At 62.2% G+C, this 16,572-nt stretch carries 16 protein-coding genes; 2 read left to right on the top strand and 14 right to left on the bottom strand.

The window, feature by feature from the left end; all coding sequences use genetic code 11:
- Positions 1–10: 10 nt before the first annotated feature.
- The 6 genes from G4G71_RS06650 to G4G71_RS06625 form a co-directional block, all read right to left on the bottom strand.
- Positions 11–226, bottom strand: a complete 216-nt coding sequence (locus G4G71_RS06650) for a DNA-binding protein (RefSeq protein WP_169936334.1) — start codon at positions 224–226, stop codon at positions 11–13.
- Positions 227–966: 740 nt separating this feature from the next.
- Positions 967–1,251: a hypothetical protein gene (locus G4G71_RS06645; RefSeq protein WP_169936332.1), complete on the bottom strand. Its 285-nt coding sequence runs from the start codon at positions 1,249–1,251 to the stop codon at positions 967–969.
- A gap of 220 nt (positions 1,252–1,471) precedes the next feature.
- Entirely contained in the window at positions 1,472–1,885 is a 414-nt protein-coding gene (locus tag G4G71_RS06640; RefSeq protein WP_169936330.1) for an Imm50 family immunity protein, read from the bottom strand.
- A gap of 463 nt (positions 1,886–2,348) precedes the next feature.
- Positions 2,349–2,723 carry a hypothetical protein gene (locus tag G4G71_RS06635; protein WP_169936328.1) on the bottom strand — a complete coding sequence of 125 codons (375 nt, stop codon included), beginning with the start codon at positions 2,721–2,723 and terminating at the stop codon, positions 2,349–2,351.
- An 81-nt stretch (positions 2,724–2,804) separates the two neighbouring features.
- Positions 2,805–3,278 carry an SEL1-like repeat protein gene (locus G4G71_RS06630; RefSeq protein WP_169936326.1) on the bottom strand — a complete coding sequence of 158 codons (474 nt, stop codon included), beginning with the start codon at positions 3,276–3,278 and terminating at the stop codon, positions 2,805–2,807.
- An 81-nt stretch (positions 3,279–3,359) separates the two neighbouring features.
- Complete coding sequence (locus G4G71_RS06625; RefSeq protein ID WP_169936324.1) at positions 3,360–3,983, bottom strand: hypothetical protein; 624 nt, start codon at positions 3,981–3,983, stop codon at positions 3,360–3,362.
- A gap of 487 nt (positions 3,984–4,470) precedes the next feature.
- Here G4G71_RS06625 and G4G71_RS06620 point away from each other — a divergent pair, with 487 nt between their 5' ends.
- Complete coding sequence (locus G4G71_RS06620; RefSeq protein ID WP_169936322.1) at positions 4,471–4,941, top strand: polysaccharide deacetylase family protein; 471 nt, start codon at positions 4,471–4,473, stop codon at positions 4,939–4,941.
- 65 nt (positions 4,942–5,006) lie between these two features.
- Complete coding sequence (locus G4G71_RS06615) at positions 5,007–6,461, top strand: alpha/beta hydrolase (protein ID WP_169936320.1); 1,455 nt, start codon at positions 5,007–5,009, stop codon at positions 6,459–6,461.
- Between the two features lie 180 nt (positions 6,462–6,641).
- Here the strand turns inward: G4G71_RS06615 and G4G71_RS06610 are convergent, their stop codons facing one another.
- The 8 genes from G4G71_RS06610 to fdnG form a co-directional block, all read right to left on the bottom strand.
- Positions 6,642–6,944 (bottom strand): type II toxin-antitoxin system RelE/ParE family toxin, encoded by a 303-nt coding sequence (locus G4G71_RS06610; RefSeq protein ID WP_169936318.1) that lies wholly within the window; start codon positions 6,942–6,944, stop codon positions 6,642–6,644.
- On the bottom strand, positions 6,941–7,219 hold the full coding sequence (locus G4G71_RS06605) for an antitoxin of toxin-antitoxin stability system (RefSeq protein WP_169936316.1): 279 nt from the start codon (positions 7,217–7,219) through the stop codon (positions 6,941–6,943). Before G4G71_RS06605 ends, G4G71_RS06610 begins: the two co-directional genes overlap by 4 nt.
- 99 nt (positions 7,220–7,318) lie before the next feature.
- Positions 7,319–9,241: a selenocysteine-specific translation elongation factor gene (selB, locus tag G4G71_RS06600; protein WP_169936314.1), complete on the bottom strand. Its 1,923-nt coding sequence runs from the start codon at positions 9,239–9,241 to the stop codon at positions 7,319–7,321.
- Positions 9,238–10,644 carry an L-seryl-tRNA(Sec) selenium transferase gene (gene selA, locus G4G71_RS06595; protein WP_169936312.1) on the bottom strand — a complete coding sequence of 469 codons (1,407 nt, stop codon included), beginning with the start codon at positions 10,642–10,644 and terminating at the stop codon, positions 9,238–9,240. The genes selB and selA overlap by 4 nt, the downstream gene beginning before the upstream one ends.
- Before the next feature lie 137 nt (positions 10,645–10,781).
- The gene (gene fdhE / locus G4G71_RS06590) at positions 10,782–11,714 is read right to left on the bottom strand and encodes a formate dehydrogenase accessory protein FdhE (RefSeq protein ID WP_169936310.1); all 933 of its coding nucleotides are present in this window, start codon (positions 11,712–11,714) and stop codon (positions 10,782–10,784) included.
- A 126-nt stretch (positions 11,715–11,840) separates the two neighbouring features.
- Complete coding sequence (locus G4G71_RS06585) at positions 11,841–12,467, bottom strand: formate dehydrogenase subunit gamma (protein ID WP_169936308.1); 627 nt, start codon at positions 12,465–12,467, stop codon at positions 11,841–11,843.
- 57 nt (positions 12,468–12,524) lie between these two features.
- Positions 12,525–13,457, bottom strand: coding sequence for a formate dehydrogenase subunit beta (fdxH, locus tag G4G71_RS06580; protein WP_169936305.1), 933 nt, complete (start codon positions 13,455–13,457; stop codon positions 12,525–12,527).
- 8 nt (positions 13,458–13,465) lie between these two features.
- Positions 13,466–16,543 carry a formate dehydrogenase-N subunit alpha gene (gene fdnG, locus G4G71_RS06575; protein WP_169936303.1) on the bottom strand — a complete coding sequence of 1,026 codons (3,078 nt, stop codon included), beginning with the start codon at positions 16,541–16,543 and terminating at the stop codon, positions 13,466–13,468.
- Positions 16,544–16,572: the final 29 nt, after the last annotated feature.

Here is a 16,572-nt window from a genome sequence, read left to right as displayed (position 1 = left end):
ATTCCGTCATTCATGCCGTCCACTCCTGCTCCAGCAACCAGCTCCGGAGCAAAGCGCTGTTGACCATGCGGAACTTGCCGAACTTCACGGAAGGCAGAACGCCTCGGTACACCCAGGCTCGAGCGATGCCATAGGCGACACCGTTGCGCTCAGCCCAATGCTCTATCGACTCCACATCCTGCTGCGCCCCTACCAGGGCGCCGGGGTTCAGCTCTTCCAGTTCCATGCTCGTTCCGTCACTATTCGTGCCATTGCAAGCGAGTGCTCGCAGATTTATGGCAAATTATTTGTCAAACACGAACACCATAAAGACAAAATATTTGCCAGTCAAATATTTTGTCTTTCAGCATTGAGCAACTGGAATGATTGAGGGCCGTCTAAGAACGCTGGTCCGCTACATAGGCGCGACAAAGCTTGCCACTGCAACCCGCATCGACCGCAGGCGCTGGCAGACCGTGGCTACGAATCAAGATGTCAAAGCCCGAATCGAAGACATGGAGGAGGTCCTGAAGGCCTTTCCTCAATACGAGCTATGGCTGTGGAAAGGCGAGGTAGACCCTGAACATGGCCAAGTCGCTCCGGGTTATGAGGAAGCCGATGCCAAATTAGCCAAACCCAGCGCGGGATAGAGCTGACTAGGAAGGTGGCACTGCGCTGGTTCAGCAAAGGACGTGGCTAATGTGGCAATTCGACCAATGACAATTGCCGACTAGTCAACTGACAGCGAATTTTTGAACGGCAGCTACCGACCCATAGCAGTCACTCGGTAGATGTTACGAAGCGGGCATCAATACCGAGTCACGGTGAGGGCTGCGAGTAGGCCAGCTCAGTAAATCCGCCGCGCGAGCTCAGGCTGACGCTGACCGGCAGCTTGAAGCTAAAGTAATACTCGTCATGGATGACCCGCATCACCATGCCGTGCACAGCCGCTACCAACGAAGAAGCCAGCGTACGGTCTACCGGCCTCTATCTTCGGACCATTTCAGCCAAAACCCAAACAATAGAGATAGTCGGCACCGCGGCGCACAGCACTATGAGGATTTTTTGCGGCATCCGAACCGCCGGCACAAGCCTGAGGGCCGACAAAACAATCAACACGGCCACGGTATTCAATGCCACCCACTCAAACGGTGTCCCACCATGGTAGTAGTTGCCAATATTGGTGAAAAACAAAGCCCAATGAAAACCAATAGCGGCCAGGTAATAGGCGGCCCGGGCAAACTGTACCCCTGATACGGTCACTTTCTGCATTGGCAGGTCTCCTGGCCCATATGACGATTCGTTAAGTACTGCGTCACTATCGCAGGATTGTTAGAGGTCATCGCTTCAGCTGCCTCCCGTCTACTTGATAGACCTTGGCGCAGATACCCAATGGCCGCTACCGGCCGGTTGCCCCCCCTAGCGAGAGGCCGCTACCGCCCCATAGCGGACGCTCGCGCGTCGATGCACTCTTGGCTCGGCCACTCAGGATTCAAAGCAGGCGAGTGACATCCCCTATCTCGACCCTCGCACACCTGATAACACCACCTAGCCCCCATATGGACGCAACATTCACTTCGATGGACTGGTTCTCCAAGACAGTAAATTCAATCGAATCAATGACATTCTGGTGATTGAAATCCTCAAGAGACAGGTATTGCAGATCGCTGAACAAGAATTCAATCAGGACGCTCCTGATACAGACCATTTCGTAGTCTGCGGTCCCTGCACCGACCTCTTTGTACTGGCGAACGTTGACGCAGAGCCGTGCTGACGTGGCAACCGGATGGCCAGCCATGGCCCTGGTGGCAGACACCGAAATCACTTCCGCATCATGAAAGCCAGGCCAGTAGCCCAGCGCTTCGATTACTTTCTCGGTGTGTTGAACGCAACCTGGGCTTTCCATAAGAGGTTTTCCTTGAGAACGATGCTGCAGTCTAACCAATGCAGAACGGGTGCCCCAATTCGCTTTGGGCAGGCGAAAGCAGCTTTGGGCTCCTAATCCGAAAGGCAGTCACTGGTTATAAACGGAGAAAGTCGAATATCTGCTTCTAGCCGGTTGCGGTCATCCGACACGTGTCGAAAATGTGTCGAAATCAATGCCACAGAAAGGCACGGAACGAGTCACCGAAGCTGCGGAAACAGTGACAATGGCACGTATAGCGATGCATCAACGCACTATTCTCAAGGGTTCGATTCCCTACACCTGGAAGCTCCACCTCAACTCCGAAGTAGACCGCATCAGGCGGCAAGCATCCAGCCCGTTGCTGCCCGAGCGAAAGGCGGGTACCAGCCAGACACTGCTATCCACCTGAAGGCGAGTGTCGGCCAAATGCGCTCAAGAGAACTGACTAAACGCACATACGCTCCTAAAAGCGCTGCCCCTTCCTGGGCTTAGCGATGATTTGCCAATCATCCTCATAGACCACGGCGCCCGGATCTGCTGACCGAAGCACTTCGACGTGAAAACCATGGGGTTCCAGAATGCCTTTTAGCTGCCACATATGCTGAATAGCCTCACTGGCAGCCGGCTTGAACCATGAGATGGCGCGACGATGCTCTTCCGCCTTAAGGACACCCGGTACAAACAAATTCGCGTTGAACCAAGACAAGCAGTTACGTAGCTCGGAGTGTTCGCCAACAGTGAGATCACCGTTATCTCGAAGGTCATGAGCACAAACCAAGATTCCAGTTGTGTGGCCTGAGTCAGGGTCCATTGCCAGTGTCGTAAATCGGATGAGCATAGGTGCTTGATCCTCACCGAAACGGCCCCTTTTGGCCGCTTCCTGCTGCTGGTTACAATCAGCTACTGAGCTTAGGAGGCGTCAGTACGAACCCAGTTCTTGGATTCGTGCCAAAGCACCGTCGACACCTTCCTGGGCCGCTTCCTCTATGAGCTGTCGTCCCAATGCTTTGTCCTGCCGAATGCCATTAGCGCCATAGAACAAGTCCAAGCCGTGGATGAGCTTGGCCGTGGGATGACCACCGTCCGCAGCTCTTTTGCACAGCTGAGCGGCATATGGCTTGTCCATCAGAACCATGTCGCCGGAGTCGTAATAGCCGGCAAGGACAAAGGTTGCTCCTACATGTCCGAGGGTGGACGCTTTAGTCAGCAGAGCAACGCTCCGTCTCTCGAACTCCTCATTGGACTCATTTCTATCGACGCTATAGGTCGAATACAGAAATAAGGCGTCCGGCTGAGACGCTTTCAGCAGAGGCTGGATTAGAAGATGCGCCTCTCTGGCGGAGCCAGATTCCACCAGTTCCTGGGCTTTGGCGAGTATCACATCATCGTCCATAGGAAAACACTCGACCTCGATTTAGCGCCCTGCTGCTCTCCATGATCGAGCCCGCCCAAGCCAACCCATATTGACCATGCATTACTCAACCTTCAACTCATCTAAGGCCAGAGAAATTGAGTCTTCACTATTCTTTAGATCACTAGCGCTTTCCAAAACGGCATGTTTTTCAAGAAGCCTAAATACTTTCACCAAGCGTCCACCATGCGATTCCGGATCAGGTGACCAAGTAGTGCCACAGCTATTCTTATCTGTCGAAAATCGATAAGTAACACCATCAAGCCTCAATTCATCAGACTTTTTGGTGTTTGCAATTGACTGCAAGAAAACTTGCTCCACACGCTTAGCAAGTCCTGGAGCAAGCGGGGCGTGGCGTACCTCAGTGGTGATTTGCGGCTTGGCATAGTCCGTATGGCCATACCCAGCTTCATCAAAAGAAGTGGCCTCCGCCCATAAGGAATTCAAGAACTTAACAAAGTACACATCCGTGCCAACAAGGCGCACGCCGGACTCAGGCTCAAACGAAGGAATAGTTGTTAACTTCAGCTGAGCGCGCTGACCAACAGCTTCGGCAATTACTCTATCCACACGTGCATAGTATTCACCGGAAAATTCATTACCGCAGGGCTCCAGTTCGCTCTGCGCATAGGCCCTGCTGCAGAGAAAACCTATAGCAAGAATCAGAAGTACCGAAGGTCTTTTCATGAAGTGCCAATCCAATCGTCCGATCAAGGATAGTCATTCGGTTTCCGCAGCCGCACCCACTGACACCTTTCGAGCAGTGACGGACGCCTGTCGAAAATGTGTCGAAATCGATGGCACGAAAAGCTACGGATTGGGACACCAAACCGGCGAAAACAGTGGCGTTGGAACGTATAGCAACGCATCAAAGCACTGTTTTAGAGGGTTTGAAGCCCGGCCACGCCACCGGGCGTGATTGCCTTCCCTGGTCAGAAGCCGGCTGCGCGAATGCAGCGGCGAAAGCGGGAGCCCGGATGTTGCCATTGTTGCCACGCTGGATGCCAGCGCAGTGATGCCGCAGCGCTGGCTGGAGCGTGACGCCATTCCCGACAGCCCTTCATACAAATATGGCCAAGTACAATCAAATTGCTATTGATTAGCCAGAAAAAGACGGCAATCTGGGTGCCCGTGCTCTAACCTCGCCAGCGGCAACCCAGGGAGCTACAACGGCATGAAGCCCACTTTACCCATCCTCGAGATTTCCCCACACCAGGGCATCGGCCCGGTCTGTCTGGGCGACACGCGAGTCATGGCGCGCGACGCGCTGGCTGCCGCCGGTTTTCCGCTGGAATCGTCCAACGGGCCAACGGACTACTTCTGCCAGGCGGCGATCCAGACCGAGTGTGATGAGCAAGGTTTGATCTGGTTCATCGGTATCTCCCAGAGCGATCGATACCTCACCCGCTACCAGGGTGTGGACGTGTTTGCGCTGTCGGCCGGCGAGCTGTTCTCGCTGATCGCCTCGGCGGACGACTCCGGCGCCCACGAGCTCACCGACAGCGAATACCTGTTCCCCGGCCAGATCATCACGCTGTGGGATGCGGACGAGCAATACGATCGTCAGGGCAATGAGACGCGCCCCGTCTGGGCCCAGGTGGGCATCGGCAACTCCGCCTATGTCGAGGCGACCGCGGCCATTTGAGCCACCGGCGGACTTTGTGGCGCCTGGGGCTCTATGCTTGTCCCGCAAGCTGACAAGGGAACTCCATGCTGAACGCCAAACTCACCAGGGCACTGCTCTGGGTAGTCATCGTCATCCTCGCCATCGCCGTTCTGGCGCTGGGGCTGCGGGTCGCCGCGCTGCGCAATATCCCGCCGCTGGAGCCCTGGCATACCTGGGTACCGAACGATCTGCACAGCGATGACATCGACCATCTGGACTGGGCCGGATACCTGGCCGCCGAAGACAGGCTCATGCAGGCCATGCGCAAGGAAATGGCGGCCAGCCTGCAACCCTTCGAGCGCGTGGCCTACAACCGCTATTTCGACCGGAGCGAGGTTTACCCCGGCCACTTCGCCACCGACTGGAACCGTTCCTACGAGATGCATCCCGCCGGCGAAGTGCGCGGCGCGGCAGTGCTGTTGCACGGGCTGACCGATTCGCCCTACAGCCTGCGCCACCTGGGCGAGCACCTGCGGCAACAGGGTTTCGTGGTCATCGCGATCCGCATGCCGGGCCACGGCACGGTACCTGCCGGGCTGACCGATGCGGGCTGGGAAGACTGGATGGCCGCCACCCGGCTGGCCGTGCGCGAGGCATCGGCGCAATTGCCCAGGGGCGCACCGCTGCTGATGGTGGGCTTCTCCAACGGCGGCGCGCTAGCGATGAAGTACAGCCTGGATGCGCTGGACGACGCGAGCCTGGCCATGCCGAAGCAACTGGTGCTGATCTCGCCGATGATCGGGGTCACCCGTTACGCCCAGTTTGCCGGGTTCGCCGGTTTGCCAGCGCTGTTGCCGGCCTTCGCCAAGGCGGCGTGGCTCAACGTACTGCCGGAGTTCAACCCCTTCAAATACAACTCCTTCCCCATCTCCGCAGCGCGCCAGACCGTGGAGCTGACCGACGCCGTCCAACGCAGCCTGGAGAGCGCCAATCGCAGCGGCAGTCTCACTCGCCTGCCACCGATCCTCACTTTCCAGTCCCTGGCCGACAGCACCGTCAGCACCCCCGCGGTGATCAGCAACCTGTACGACCGACTGCCGGACAACGGTAGCGAACTCGTGCTGTTCGACCTCAACCGCTCACTGAACTACGGCCCGCTGCTGCGCCCGGAAATGGCCACGCTGGGCGACCGCCTCCTGCCGGAGCGCCAGCGCAACTACGACCTGACGGTAATCTCCAACAGCCCGCTGGGCAGCCAGGTTGCAGCTCTGCATACGACTGCCCACAGCCAGCGACAGGAGAGCCAGCCGCTGGCGGCGAGCTACCCACCGGACCTGTTCTCCCTGTCCCATGTGGCGTTGCCCTTCCCGCCCAATGACGCGCTGTATGGCCAGCACCCGGACACCACGGAGGACTTCGGTATCCACCTGGGCACCCTCACGCCTCGCGGTGAACGCGGCGTACTGATCGTCGGGTTGGACCTGTTCCAGCGGGTGACATCCAACCCGTTCTATGACTACCTCGTGCAACGGGTGGATCAGGTTTTGCCATCACGCTAACGCCTGCCCAGGTCCGACACGACGGCAGTCAGGTGTCGGCAATAAACAGCAGAAGCAGCCAGGAAATCATTGGCCCCTCTTCCCTGTAGTGAGCAAGGCTATAAGAAGAACACGGCGGATAGAGTGTTCAGAAGGCTTCTTCAAGAGGAGACGAGCAAGACTTGGCGCCGACCGCCGCGCTCACTGTTGATGGCGTCGATCCTCGCTCAATGGAGGCCACATCCTGGATGTGTGCACCAGTGCGAGAACCCACAGAGCGTCGGCCTCGATCTGATAGACGAGCCGGTAGCTCTCATGGGGGATCAGCTCACGCGTGCCGGGAATTCGGCCGGGCTTGCCCATCATCGGGAAGCTCCTGAGCCTGGCGGCGGTAGCGCTGAAAAGGATGTCCATCTGCGCGGCAGCGCCTGGGTTTTCGGAGGCGAGGTATTCCCAGATATCGAGACGATCCTGCTGAGCATCCCGCGTCCAGAAGACCTTCATTTACGCTCGGTTGCCCTTGATCGAAGCGCCGCAAATACCGCCTCGACCTCTTCGTCCGAGCGCCCGTCTCGCGCAGCCATCGAAGCACGCCCCGCCTCGACCTTGGCCTGCAGGTAGTCGTCGTAGTCCTGAGCCTGGCGTTGCTGGCGTATGAAATCGCGCATCAATTCGCGCATGACCTGAGACGCAGGGCGATGAGCCGCCTCGGCTGCGGCCATGAACTCGGCGCGCAATTCGGGTTCGAGCTTCATGGTGAATACGGCTTCTTTACTCATGGGGGAACTACCTGGTGATGAAAAAGTATATACCTCGTATACACCCGCCTCACTGTAGGCGATCCCCCCTGTTCCGCGAAATCTGCATCCGACCAATAGTCAGGAATTGTCGTCGGACGCGCCCTGCGCCAACGCCGAATCCTCCCTTATCCGTCGCTCATTGCCGAAGCGGCGGGTGAAGCCGATGCGGTCGAAGTACTCCAGCAATTGGATGCAGCGCTTGCGGCCGATGCCGATACGGTCGCGGAAGGCGGCGGCGCGGATGATGCCGGCTTCGTCGCGCAGTTGCAGGGCGTGGCCGGCGAGTTGGCGCAGGGTCTGCTCGGGGTAGAACAGGTCCTTCACCACCTGGTGCAACTGGCCCAGGCGAGCGAGCTTGCGCAACAGCAGGCGCACGTCGGCCTCCTCCTCCCCCAGCTCCCGAGCCAGGTCGCGTACCCAGGGCGGGTCGAAGGAGCCTGCCAGCAACAATGGCCAGAGGCGTTCGCGCAGCTTCTCGTCAGCCTCGACCAGTTGTACCCGGTGATCCGGCAAGTGCAGCCAGGGACCGCTGCTGGCGACCTGCCCGGTCGCCAGCAGGCTTTCCAGCAGGGCGATGAAGACCGGCCGCTCCAGCGAAGAGAAAGCGTAGCGGCGCAAGCGATCACGGTCGGGGCCGAGTTCGTCGGGGACTTCTGCGTGGAAGCGTTGCAGGGCATCGAGCAGTTGCTGCTGCAGCGCGGACCAGCGCTCGGCGGCGAACAGCCGAGCGCCAAGCCGCGTGTTGATCTCGGCCAGTGCCGAGGGCAGTTGCCAGCCCTCGCGCGGGCGGTTGAACTGCCGCGCCAGCAGCGCAGGATCGAGGCCATTGCTGGCGTGCGCCAGCAGGGTTGGCAAGGCACCTTCGAGTCTGTCGCCCTGCAGTGCGCGCAACTGCTCCATGCGCTCCGGGCTGCGCCGGTTGCGCGCCGGGGCGAACGGGTCGAGCACGCGGCCGCCGCCAAGGGTGCGTTGCGCGGACTGGTCACGCAGCACCAGGTGGTCGCCGTGTACGGCATGGCTGGGCGCATTCAGCACCAACTGCGCGAAAGCACGTTCGCCAGGCTGCAGCCGCTCGCCTTCCAGTAGTGCGACACGGCCGGTGACGTCCTGCGCGCCAAGGTGGACATGCACTGGCGTCCAGTGTGCAAAGGCACGGCTTTCGCTGGGTAGCAACTGCAGGTCGATATCGATGCGCGTGGTGGGTGCGTGAAGCTCCGGGGCGATCAGCCAGTCGCCGCGGTGAATCTTGTCGAGGCTCAGCCGCTCGCCAGTGATATTCACCGCCACCCGCTGGCCGGCGTGGGCCTGCTGCGCTTCGCGGTTCTGTGCATGCAGGCCACGCACGCGAACGCGGCGGCCGGCAGTGCCCAGCAATAGCTCATCGCCGACCTGGACGCTGCCGGCAAAGGCAGTTCCGGTGACGACGATACCCGCTCCACTGACGCTGAACGCGCGATCCACCGCCAGGCGGAATCCGCCGTTCGCCGCCAGCTCGCGGGTCTCTCGGGCCGCCTCGCGAAGAGCGTCGCGCAGGATGTCGATGCCCTCGCCATTGACGCTGGAAACCGCGATGACCGGTGCACCGGCAAAGGGCCCGTCGGCCAGCAGTTCGTGCAGATCGTCCGTGACCTGCTCCACCCGCTCGGACAGCACGCGGTCGGCCTTGGTCAGCGCAACGATGGCGCGACGTATCCCGAGCAGTTCGACAATGGCCAGGTGCTCGCGGGTCTGCGGCATCACGCCGTCGTCGGCGGCGACCACCAGCAACACCAGGTCGATGCCGCTGGCGCCGGCGAGCATGTTGTGGACGAAGCGCTCGTGCCCCGGCACGTCGATAAAACCTGTCAACGCGCCGTCGCCGAGCTCTGCGTAGACATAGCCCAGGTCGATGGTGATGCCTCGCTCGCGCTCGCCCGGGCGGCGGTCGCCTTCGACGCCGGTGAGGGCGCGCAGCAGGGACGTCTTGCCGTGGTCGATGTGCCCAGCGGTGCCGACGATCACGCCTCGCCCTCGGCCAGCATCGGCAGTTGCGCGACGAAGCCGGGCTCGTCGTCGAGCTGACGCAGGTCGAGCCACAGCGCGTCATCGTCGATGCGGCCGAGCACCGGGATGGGCAGACAGCGCAGACGCTCTTCGAGGTCCAGCAATGCGCGGCCTCGTTGACGCTTGGGTTGGTTCGGACGCAGGCACAATGCGGCGCTGGGCAGCCGCGCCACTGGCTGCGCGCCGCTGCCGATCATGCCGAGCGCATCCTCGGCGCTAACACTCCAGCCTTCCCCCAGAAGCGTGGCAAACGCGGGTTCGAGGCGCTGCGCCTGGCTGCGGATATCGGTTTGCGGGCGACTGAGCAGGCGCAGGCTGGTAAGGCGTTCGGCGAGGCGGTCGGGATCGCGGTAGAGGTTGAGCACGGCCTCCAGCGCGGCGAGCGTCAGCTTGTCCACGCGCAAGGCACGCTTGAGCGGATTCTTCTTGATCCTGCCGATCAGCTCCTTGCTGCCGAGGATCAACCCGGCCTGCGGGCCGCCGAGCAGCTTGTCGCCACTGAAGGTGACGATGTCGGCGCCGTCGCGCAGGGCTTCCTGCACGGTTGGCTCCTTTGGCAAACCCCAGCGAGTGAGATCGACCAGGGTGCCGCTGCCCAGATCCTCCAGCAGCGGCAAACCATGGGCGTGGGCGATCTGTGCCAGTTGTGGCGTCGGCACGCTGGCAGTGAAGCCCTGAACGCTGTAGTTGCTGGTGTGCACGCGCATCAGCAGGCCGGAGCGCGGGCCGATGACGGCTTCGTAATCCTTGGCGTGGGTGCGGTTGGTGGTGCCGACCTCGACCAGCTTCACCCCGGCGCGGGACATGATGTCGGGGATGCGGAAGGCGCCGCCGATCTCGATCAGCTCGCCACGGGAAATGATCCCCTCCTTGCGCGCACCCAGGCTGTTGAGCGCCAGCAGTACGGCTGCGGCGTTGTTGTTGACCACGGTGACGCCCTCGGCGCCGGTCAATTCGCGGATCAGCCCGGTGATGAGGTCGTCGCGGTCGCCACGCTTGCCGGTGGCGAGATCGAATTCGAGGTTGAGCGGGTAGCGCGCGGCCATCGTGATGGCTTCGATGGCCTCTTCCGGCAGCAGCGCACGGCCGAGGTTGGTGTGCAGCACGGTGCCGGTCAGGTTGAACACCCGGCGCACGCGGCTGGCGTGGTGGGCGGCGAGACGCTCTCCAGCGCGGCCGGCGAGCACGGACTCTTCCAGTTCGACGGCAGCGAGCTGGCCGTGGCGCGCGGGCTCGCGCAGTTCGTCGAGCAGGTCGCGCAGGGTCTTGAGCAGGGCCTCGCGGCCATAGCGTTGCTGCAGCGGCTGGCAGGCCGGGCTGCGCAGCAGGCGGTCGATGGAAGGCAGGCGTACCGAGGTCATGGACGAACCTTAATGCGGAGTCGATGGCTGGAGTCAGTGTAGGGCGTATAACCGCTCGCGGTTATCCGCCGGCCCAATCGAAGCGAAGCTGACGGCGGATAACGCGTGCCGCGTTATCCGCCCTACGAAGAGCAGATTCAGCCAGCGCCACCCGGCGCCAGCAGCAGGTTCGGCGCGCTGCGCAAGTAGCCGTCCTCGGCGAGGCGGATGTCCAGAGCGAGGCTGGCCAGGTCGTCCGCCTGGGCCTCGGCGTGCTTGTCGTGTTCCAGGTAGAACTGCTTGAGATAGGACTGGCAGCCGGGGCAGGTCTCGGCCTTGAGCGGCGCCTGGTCGCTGGCGAGCCCCTCGCGTTGCAGCGAGTAGTAGGCCAGCCCCTTGCTCTCGGCGCAGTGGCTGCACTTCACGCGCACGTAGTGCCATTCGCAGGAACACAGCGAGCAGGCCAGGTAACGCAGCCCGGCGTGCTTGCCCTGGTGGCGGATCATCCCGGCCACCGGCGGTGCGCCGCAGGCCGGGCAGAGAGTCTGGCTGTCGGTTTCCACCAGGGTGTCTTCCGGCAATTGCAGCAGCCACTGGCTGAAGGCGACCTGCAGTACGGCGCCAAGGAAGGGCACCAGGGCTGGCGGCAGCAGGTCGAACTGGCCGTTGAGCAGGCCCAGCGCCCAGGCCTTGCGCTGGCCGGAGTCGGCGTTGCGCAGTGCCTTCAGCGCCTCGACCACGGCCGGGTTGGCGGTGAGTTCATAGGCATCGAGGAAGGCATCCAGCAGCGGCAGCCACGCACCTTCGCGCACCAGGACCTCGTAGGCCAGCGGCGGCATGCGGTGTTCCTGGCTGCGGGCAAGCGCGGCGGCGTCCGGCGTGGGCAGGAACAGCTTGCGTTCCAGCAGCACCTGCTGAGCGTCGCAGACCCCGGCGATCAGCTCCAGGTAGCCCTGCAGCGGATTATCCGGTGCCAGTTCACGCAGGCGCGCGGCGCGGCGGGAGAACAGGTCGTGGGGCGGTAGATTGAACAGCGGCGGGATGTTTGCGGCAGCTTCGATCTGCCCGGGTTCGAGAATTCGGCCTGACACGCAGGACTCCTTGTTGGGTTCGGAGCGGGGCCTGGAAAGCCCCTCTCCCTGGCCCTCTCCCTGAAGGGAGAGGGGATGGTTCGTGCCGGCGGAAGCACTGGCCTCAGCCGGCGGCTACGTCGAGGGTCAGTGGCCCTTGCCCTTGTCCACGTCCTTGAGCCAGGCGGCGTGGTGCTTGCGCGCCCAGCCGCGGCTGACCCAGCCATAGAGCATGGCGCCCATCGAACCCTTCACCCAGATGCCGGCGTAGATGTGCACCAGGATGCTGCAGATGAGTACGAAGGCGGCGAAGGCATGCAGCAGCGAGGCGATACGGATGAGGTCGATGCCGAAGAAGTGGCTGAAGTACGCACGCCACATCACGAAGCCGGTCACCAGCAGCACCAGCATGCACAGCAGCAGGGTCCAGAACAGCAGCTTCTGCCCGGCGTTGTAGCGACCCACTTCCGGGAGGTTTTCCTCGCGGTTGGTCACCACATCACGCCATTGCTTGAGCCACTGCACATCGCGCTTTTCCACCAGGTTGTGGTGGGCGAAGCGAATCACCAGGCCGAGGAAGAACAGGAACATCGCCACCCCGAGGAAGGGATGGAGAATGCGCGTCCACGGCCCACCGCCGAACAGGTTGGTCAGCCAGAACATGGCCGGATGGAACAGCGCCAGCCCCGAGAGGCCGGCGAGGAAGAACAGAATGGCCACCATCCAGTGGTTGCTCCGTTCGTTGGCGTTGTAACGCTGGATATCTTTTTTCATGTCGTCGGGCTCCTTGCTGCCCTTTTCCGCCCTCCCCGCGAGGAGGGTGGAAGTCAGTCAGCGGGGATCACGCGGATCATAGTCATGCACCGAAGGATCGACCTTGTGCACCGGCGCCTGCGGGTCGGGTCCGTCCTCCTCGTCCTCCTCGACCCGATTGGGGCCGATGCGGGTGTAGTGGAAGAACCCGGCCAGCACCACGCCGGCCATGGCCAGCAGGCCCAGCGGCTTGGTCAGGCCTTTCCACAGGCTGACCATCGGGCTGATCGCCGGTTTGTCGGGCAGGCCGGCATACAGCGACGGCTGGTCGGCATGGTGCAGCACGTACATCACGTGAGTGCCGCCGACGCCTTCGGGGTCATACAGACCCGCGTGTTCGAAGCCACGGGACTTCAGGTCGACAATGCGCTCGGCGGCGTGTTCCTTCATGTCCTCCTTGGTACCGAAGACGATGGCGCCGGTCGGGCAGGTCTTCACGCAGGCCGGCTCCATGCCCACGGCCACGCGGTCGGAACACAGGGTGCACTTGTACGCCTTGTGGTCCTTCTGCGAGATGCGCGGGATGTTGAACGGGCAGCCGGTGATGCAATAGCCGCAGCCGATGCAGTGGTCCTGGTTGAAGTCGACGATGCCGTTGGCGTACTTCACGATCGCGCCGGGGCTCGGGCAGGCCTTTAGGCAGCCCGGCTCGGCACAGTGCATGCAGCCGTCCTTGCGGATCAGCCACTCGAGGTTGCCGTTGGGGTTCTCATGCTCGGTGAAGCGCATGACCGTCCAGGACTGGTCCGTCAGGTCGATCGGGTTGTCGTAGGTGCCGTGGTTGTGACCCACCTCGTCGCGCAGCTCGTTCCATTCCGAGCAGGCGACCTGGCAGGCCTTGCAACCGATGCACTTGGACACGTCGATCAGCTTGGCCACTTCCTCCTCGTGCCGCACCGAAGGCGACGGCAAGGTGGTGGCGGAGCGGGCGTAGATGTCTTGGCTACTCATGGGTCACCTCACGCCTTTTCCACGTTGACGAGGAAGGACTTGAACTCCGGCGTCTGCGTGTTCCCGTCGCCCACGAAGGGGGTCAGGGTGTTGGTCAGGTAGCCGTTGCGCGCCACGCCGGAGAAACCCCAGTGCAGGGGGATGCCCACGTGGTGCACGGTCTGGCCGTTGACCTGCAGCGGACGGATGCGCTTGGTCACCACCGCCACCGCCTTGATGAAACCGCGGTTGGAGGAAACCTTCACGCGGTCGCCGGCCTTGATGCCGAGCTCCTTCGCCAGCGCCTCGCCGATCTCGACGAACTGTTCCGGCTGGACGATGGCATTCAGACGGCAATGCTTGGTCCAGAAGTGGAAGTGCTCGGTGAGCCGGTAGGTGGTCGCGGCGTACGGGAACTCCTTCGCCGTGCCGAACAGTTCCATGTCGTTCTTGAACACCCGCGCCGCCGGGCTGCTGATCGCCTGCGGGTTCTTGTGCAGCGGGTTGACGCCTATGGGCGTCTCGAACGGCTCGTAGTGCTCGGGGAACGGCCCCTCGGCCATCTTGTCGACGGCGAAGAAACGCGCCACGCCTTCGGGGTTCATGATGAACGGGTTCATCCCCGCTTCCGGCGCCGAATCGGGCTTGAAGTCCGGGATGTCGGTGCCGCCCCAGGCCTTGCCGTTCCACCACACCAGGCGCTTCTTCACCGGATCCCACGGCTTGCCGCTGACGTCGGCCGAGGCGCGGTTGTAGAGGATGCGCCGGTTGGCCGGCCACGCCCAGGCCCAGCCCAGGGTCTGGCCCATGGCGTAGGGGTCGCTGTTGTCGCGGCGGCCCATCTGGTTGCCCTGCTGCGTCCAGGAGCCGGCGAAGATCCAGCAACCACTGGCGGTGCTTCCGTCGTCACGCAGCAGCGCAAAGCCGGGCAGCTGCTCGCCGGCTTTCGCCAGGACCATGCCGTTGGCGGGGTCGACCACATCGGCCAGTGCCTTGCCGTTGTACTCCTTGGCGATCTCCTCCGGCGTCGGTTCGTCGGGCGTCAGGTACGGCCAGTCCAGGCCCAGGATCGGGTCGGGGAACTTGCCGCCGTCCTTGCGATAAGCCTCGCGCAGGCGATGCAGCAGGCCGCTCATGATGGCGATGTCGGTGCGTGCCTCACCCGGCGGCTCGGCGCCTTTCCAGTGCCATTGCAGCCAGCGGCCGGAGTTGACGATGGAACCGTCCTCCTCGGCGAAGCAACTGGTGGGCAGGCGGAACACCGTGGTCTGGATGGCCTTGGTGTCGACGTCGTTGTGCTCGCCGGCATTGCGCCAGAACTCGGAGGTTTCGGTGGCCAGCGGGTCCATCACCACCATCCACTTCAGCTTGGCCAGCGCAGCGCTGACCTTGGCCTTGTTGGGGAACGAGGCGATGGGGTTGAAGCCCTGGCAGAAGTAACCGTTGACCTTGCCCTGGTACATCATGTCGAAGTAGCGCAGCACGTCGTAGCCGGCGCCGGGCATGTCCAGCTTGGGCAGCCAGTCGTAGCACCAGTTGTTGTCCTTGGTCGCGGACTTGCCGAACCAGGACTTCATCAGGCTGACGTGGAACTTGGGATAGTTCTGCCAGTAGGACAACTGCCCCGGACGCAGCGGTTTGGACGTGCGCTTGGTGATGTAGGCGTTGTAGTCCTGCTCCGCGTCCATGCCCAGTGTCAGGTAGCCGGGAAGCGAGTTGGACAGCAGCCCGAGGTCGGTCAGACCCTGGATGTTGGAGTGACCGCGCAGGGCGTTCATGCCGCCGCCGGGCATGCCGATGTTGCCCAGCAGCAGTTGCACCATCGCGCCCGTGCGGATCATCTGCGCGCCCACCGAGTGCTGTGTCCAGCCCAGGGCGTACATGATGGTCATGACCTTGGTCGGCGCCGCGGTGGTGGATATCTCCTCCCACACCTTGAGCATCATGTCCTTGGGCGTGCCGCAGATGTTGCTCACCACGTCCGGCGTATAGCGGCTGTAGTGCTGCTTCATCAGGTTGAACACGCAGCGCGGGTGCGTCAGGGTCGGGTCGACCTTGGCGAAGCCGTCCTCGCCCAGCTCGTACTGCCAGGACGACTTGTCCGGGTAGGTGCGCTTCTCGGCGTCGTAACCGTTGAACAGGCCGTCGTCGAAACCGAAGCCTTCCTTCACGATGAACGAGACGTCGGTGTAGTTGTGGACGTATTCCTTCTGGTACCTGTCGTTCTCCAGCAGGAAATTGATCAGGCCGCCGAGGAAGGCGATGTCCGTGCCGGTACGGATGGGCGCGTAGTAGTCGGCCACCGAGGCGGAACGGGTGAATCGCGGGTCGACCACCAGCAGGCGCGCCTTGTTGTGCGCCTTGGCTTCGGTCACCCACTTGAAGCCACACGGGTGCGCTTCAGCGGCGTTTCCGCCCATGATCAGAATCAGATCGGCATTCTTGATGTCGGTCCAATGGTTGGTCATGGCTCCACGGCCAAACGTCGGGGCAAGACTTGCCACCGTCGGGCCGTGTCAGACACGCGCTTGGTTGTCGAACGCCAGTAGTCCGAGGGAACGCATCACCTTGTGGGTGATGTAGCCGGCTTCGTTGGAAGACGCCGACGCTGCCAGGAAGCCGGTGGTCAGCCAGCGGTTCACCGTCTGGCCCTGGGCGTTCTTCTCGATGAAGTTGGCGTCGCGGTCGTCCTTCACCAGCTTGGCGATGCGATCGAGCGCCTCGTCCCAGCCGATGCGCTTCCACTCAGCGGAGCCAGCTTCGCGAATCTGCGGGTATTTCAGGCGGTTCGGGCTGTGGACGAAGTCCAGCAGGCCGGCGCCTTTGGGGCAGAGGGTGCCACGGTTGACCGGATGGTCCGAGTCGCCCTCGATGTGGATGATGTTCTGCGAGACGTTCTTCGCCGCATCACCCTGGCTGTACATGAGGATGCCGCAGCCTACCGAGCAGTACGGGCAGGTATTGCGGGTCTCGACGGTGCGCGCAAGCTTGAAATGGCGGATCTGGTCGGCGAATGCATCCGGGGGTGCCATCCCGAGTGCCGCCAGGCTCGATCCTCCAAGGCCCACAGCGCAGACCTTGAAAAATTGCCGACGGTTCATATCCATCGTGCGTCTCCTGATCAGGCAGCGTACGT

Source organism: Pseudomonas multiresinivorans, from assembly GCF_012971725.1.
Lineage (GTDB): Bacteria > Pseudomonadota > Gammaproteobacteria > Pseudomonadales > Pseudomonadaceae > Pseudomonas > Pseudomonas multiresinivorans.
Note: the sequence above shows the minus strand (reverse complement) of the source record. Positions and strands in the feature narration are given on the sequence as shown.

Excerpts from the sequence above, each read along its gene's own strand:
- G4G71_RS06650 (WP_169936334.1), bottom strand. The coding sequence starts at position 226 with ATGGAACTGGAAGAGCTGAACCCCGGCGCCCTGGTAGGGGCGCAGCAG.
- G4G71_RS06645 (WP_169936332.1), bottom strand. The coding sequence starts at position 1,251 with ATGCAGAAAGTGACCGTATCAGGGGTACAGTTTGCCCGGGCCGCCTAT.
- G4G71_RS06640 (WP_169936330.1), bottom strand. The coding sequence starts at position 1,885 with ATGGAAAGCCCAGGTTGCGTTCAACACACCGAGAAAGTAATCGAAGCG.
- G4G71_RS06635 (WP_169936328.1), bottom strand. The coding sequence starts at position 2,723 with ATGCTCATCCGATTTACGACACTGGCAATGGACCCTGACTCAGGCCAC.
- G4G71_RS06630 (WP_169936326.1), bottom strand. The coding sequence starts at position 3,278 with ATGGACGATGATGTGATACTCGCCAAAGCCCAGGAACTGGTGGAATCT.
- G4G71_RS06625 (WP_169936324.1), bottom strand. The coding sequence starts at position 3,983 with ATGAAAAGACCTTCGGTACTTCTGATTCTTGCTATAGGTTTTCTCTGC.
- G4G71_RS06620 (WP_169936322.1), top strand. The coding sequence starts at position 4,471 with ATGAAGCCCACTTTACCCATCCTCGAGATTTCCCCACACCAGGGCATC.
- G4G71_RS06615 (WP_169936320.1), top strand. The coding sequence starts at position 5,007 with ATGCTGAACGCCAAACTCACCAGGGCACTGCTCTGGGTAGTCATCGTC.
- G4G71_RS06610 (WP_169936318.1), bottom strand. The coding sequence starts at position 6,944 with ATGAAGGTCTTCTGGACGCGGGATGCTCAGCAGGATCGTCTCGATATC.
- G4G71_RS06605 (WP_169936316.1), bottom strand. The coding sequence starts at position 7,219 with ATGAGTAAAGAAGCCGTATTCACCATGAAGCTCGAACCCGAATTGCGC.
- selA (WP_169936312.1), bottom strand. The coding sequence starts at position 10,644 with ATGACCTCGGTACGCCTGCCTTCCATCGACCGCCTGCTGCGCAGCCCG.
- G4G71_RS06585 (WP_169936308.1), bottom strand. The coding sequence starts at position 12,467 with ATGAAAAAAGATATCCAGCGTTACAACGCCAACGAACGGAGCAACCAC.
- fdxH (WP_169936305.1), bottom strand. The coding sequence starts at position 13,457 with ATGAGTAGCCAAGACATCTACGCCCGCTCCGCCACCACCTTGCCGTCG.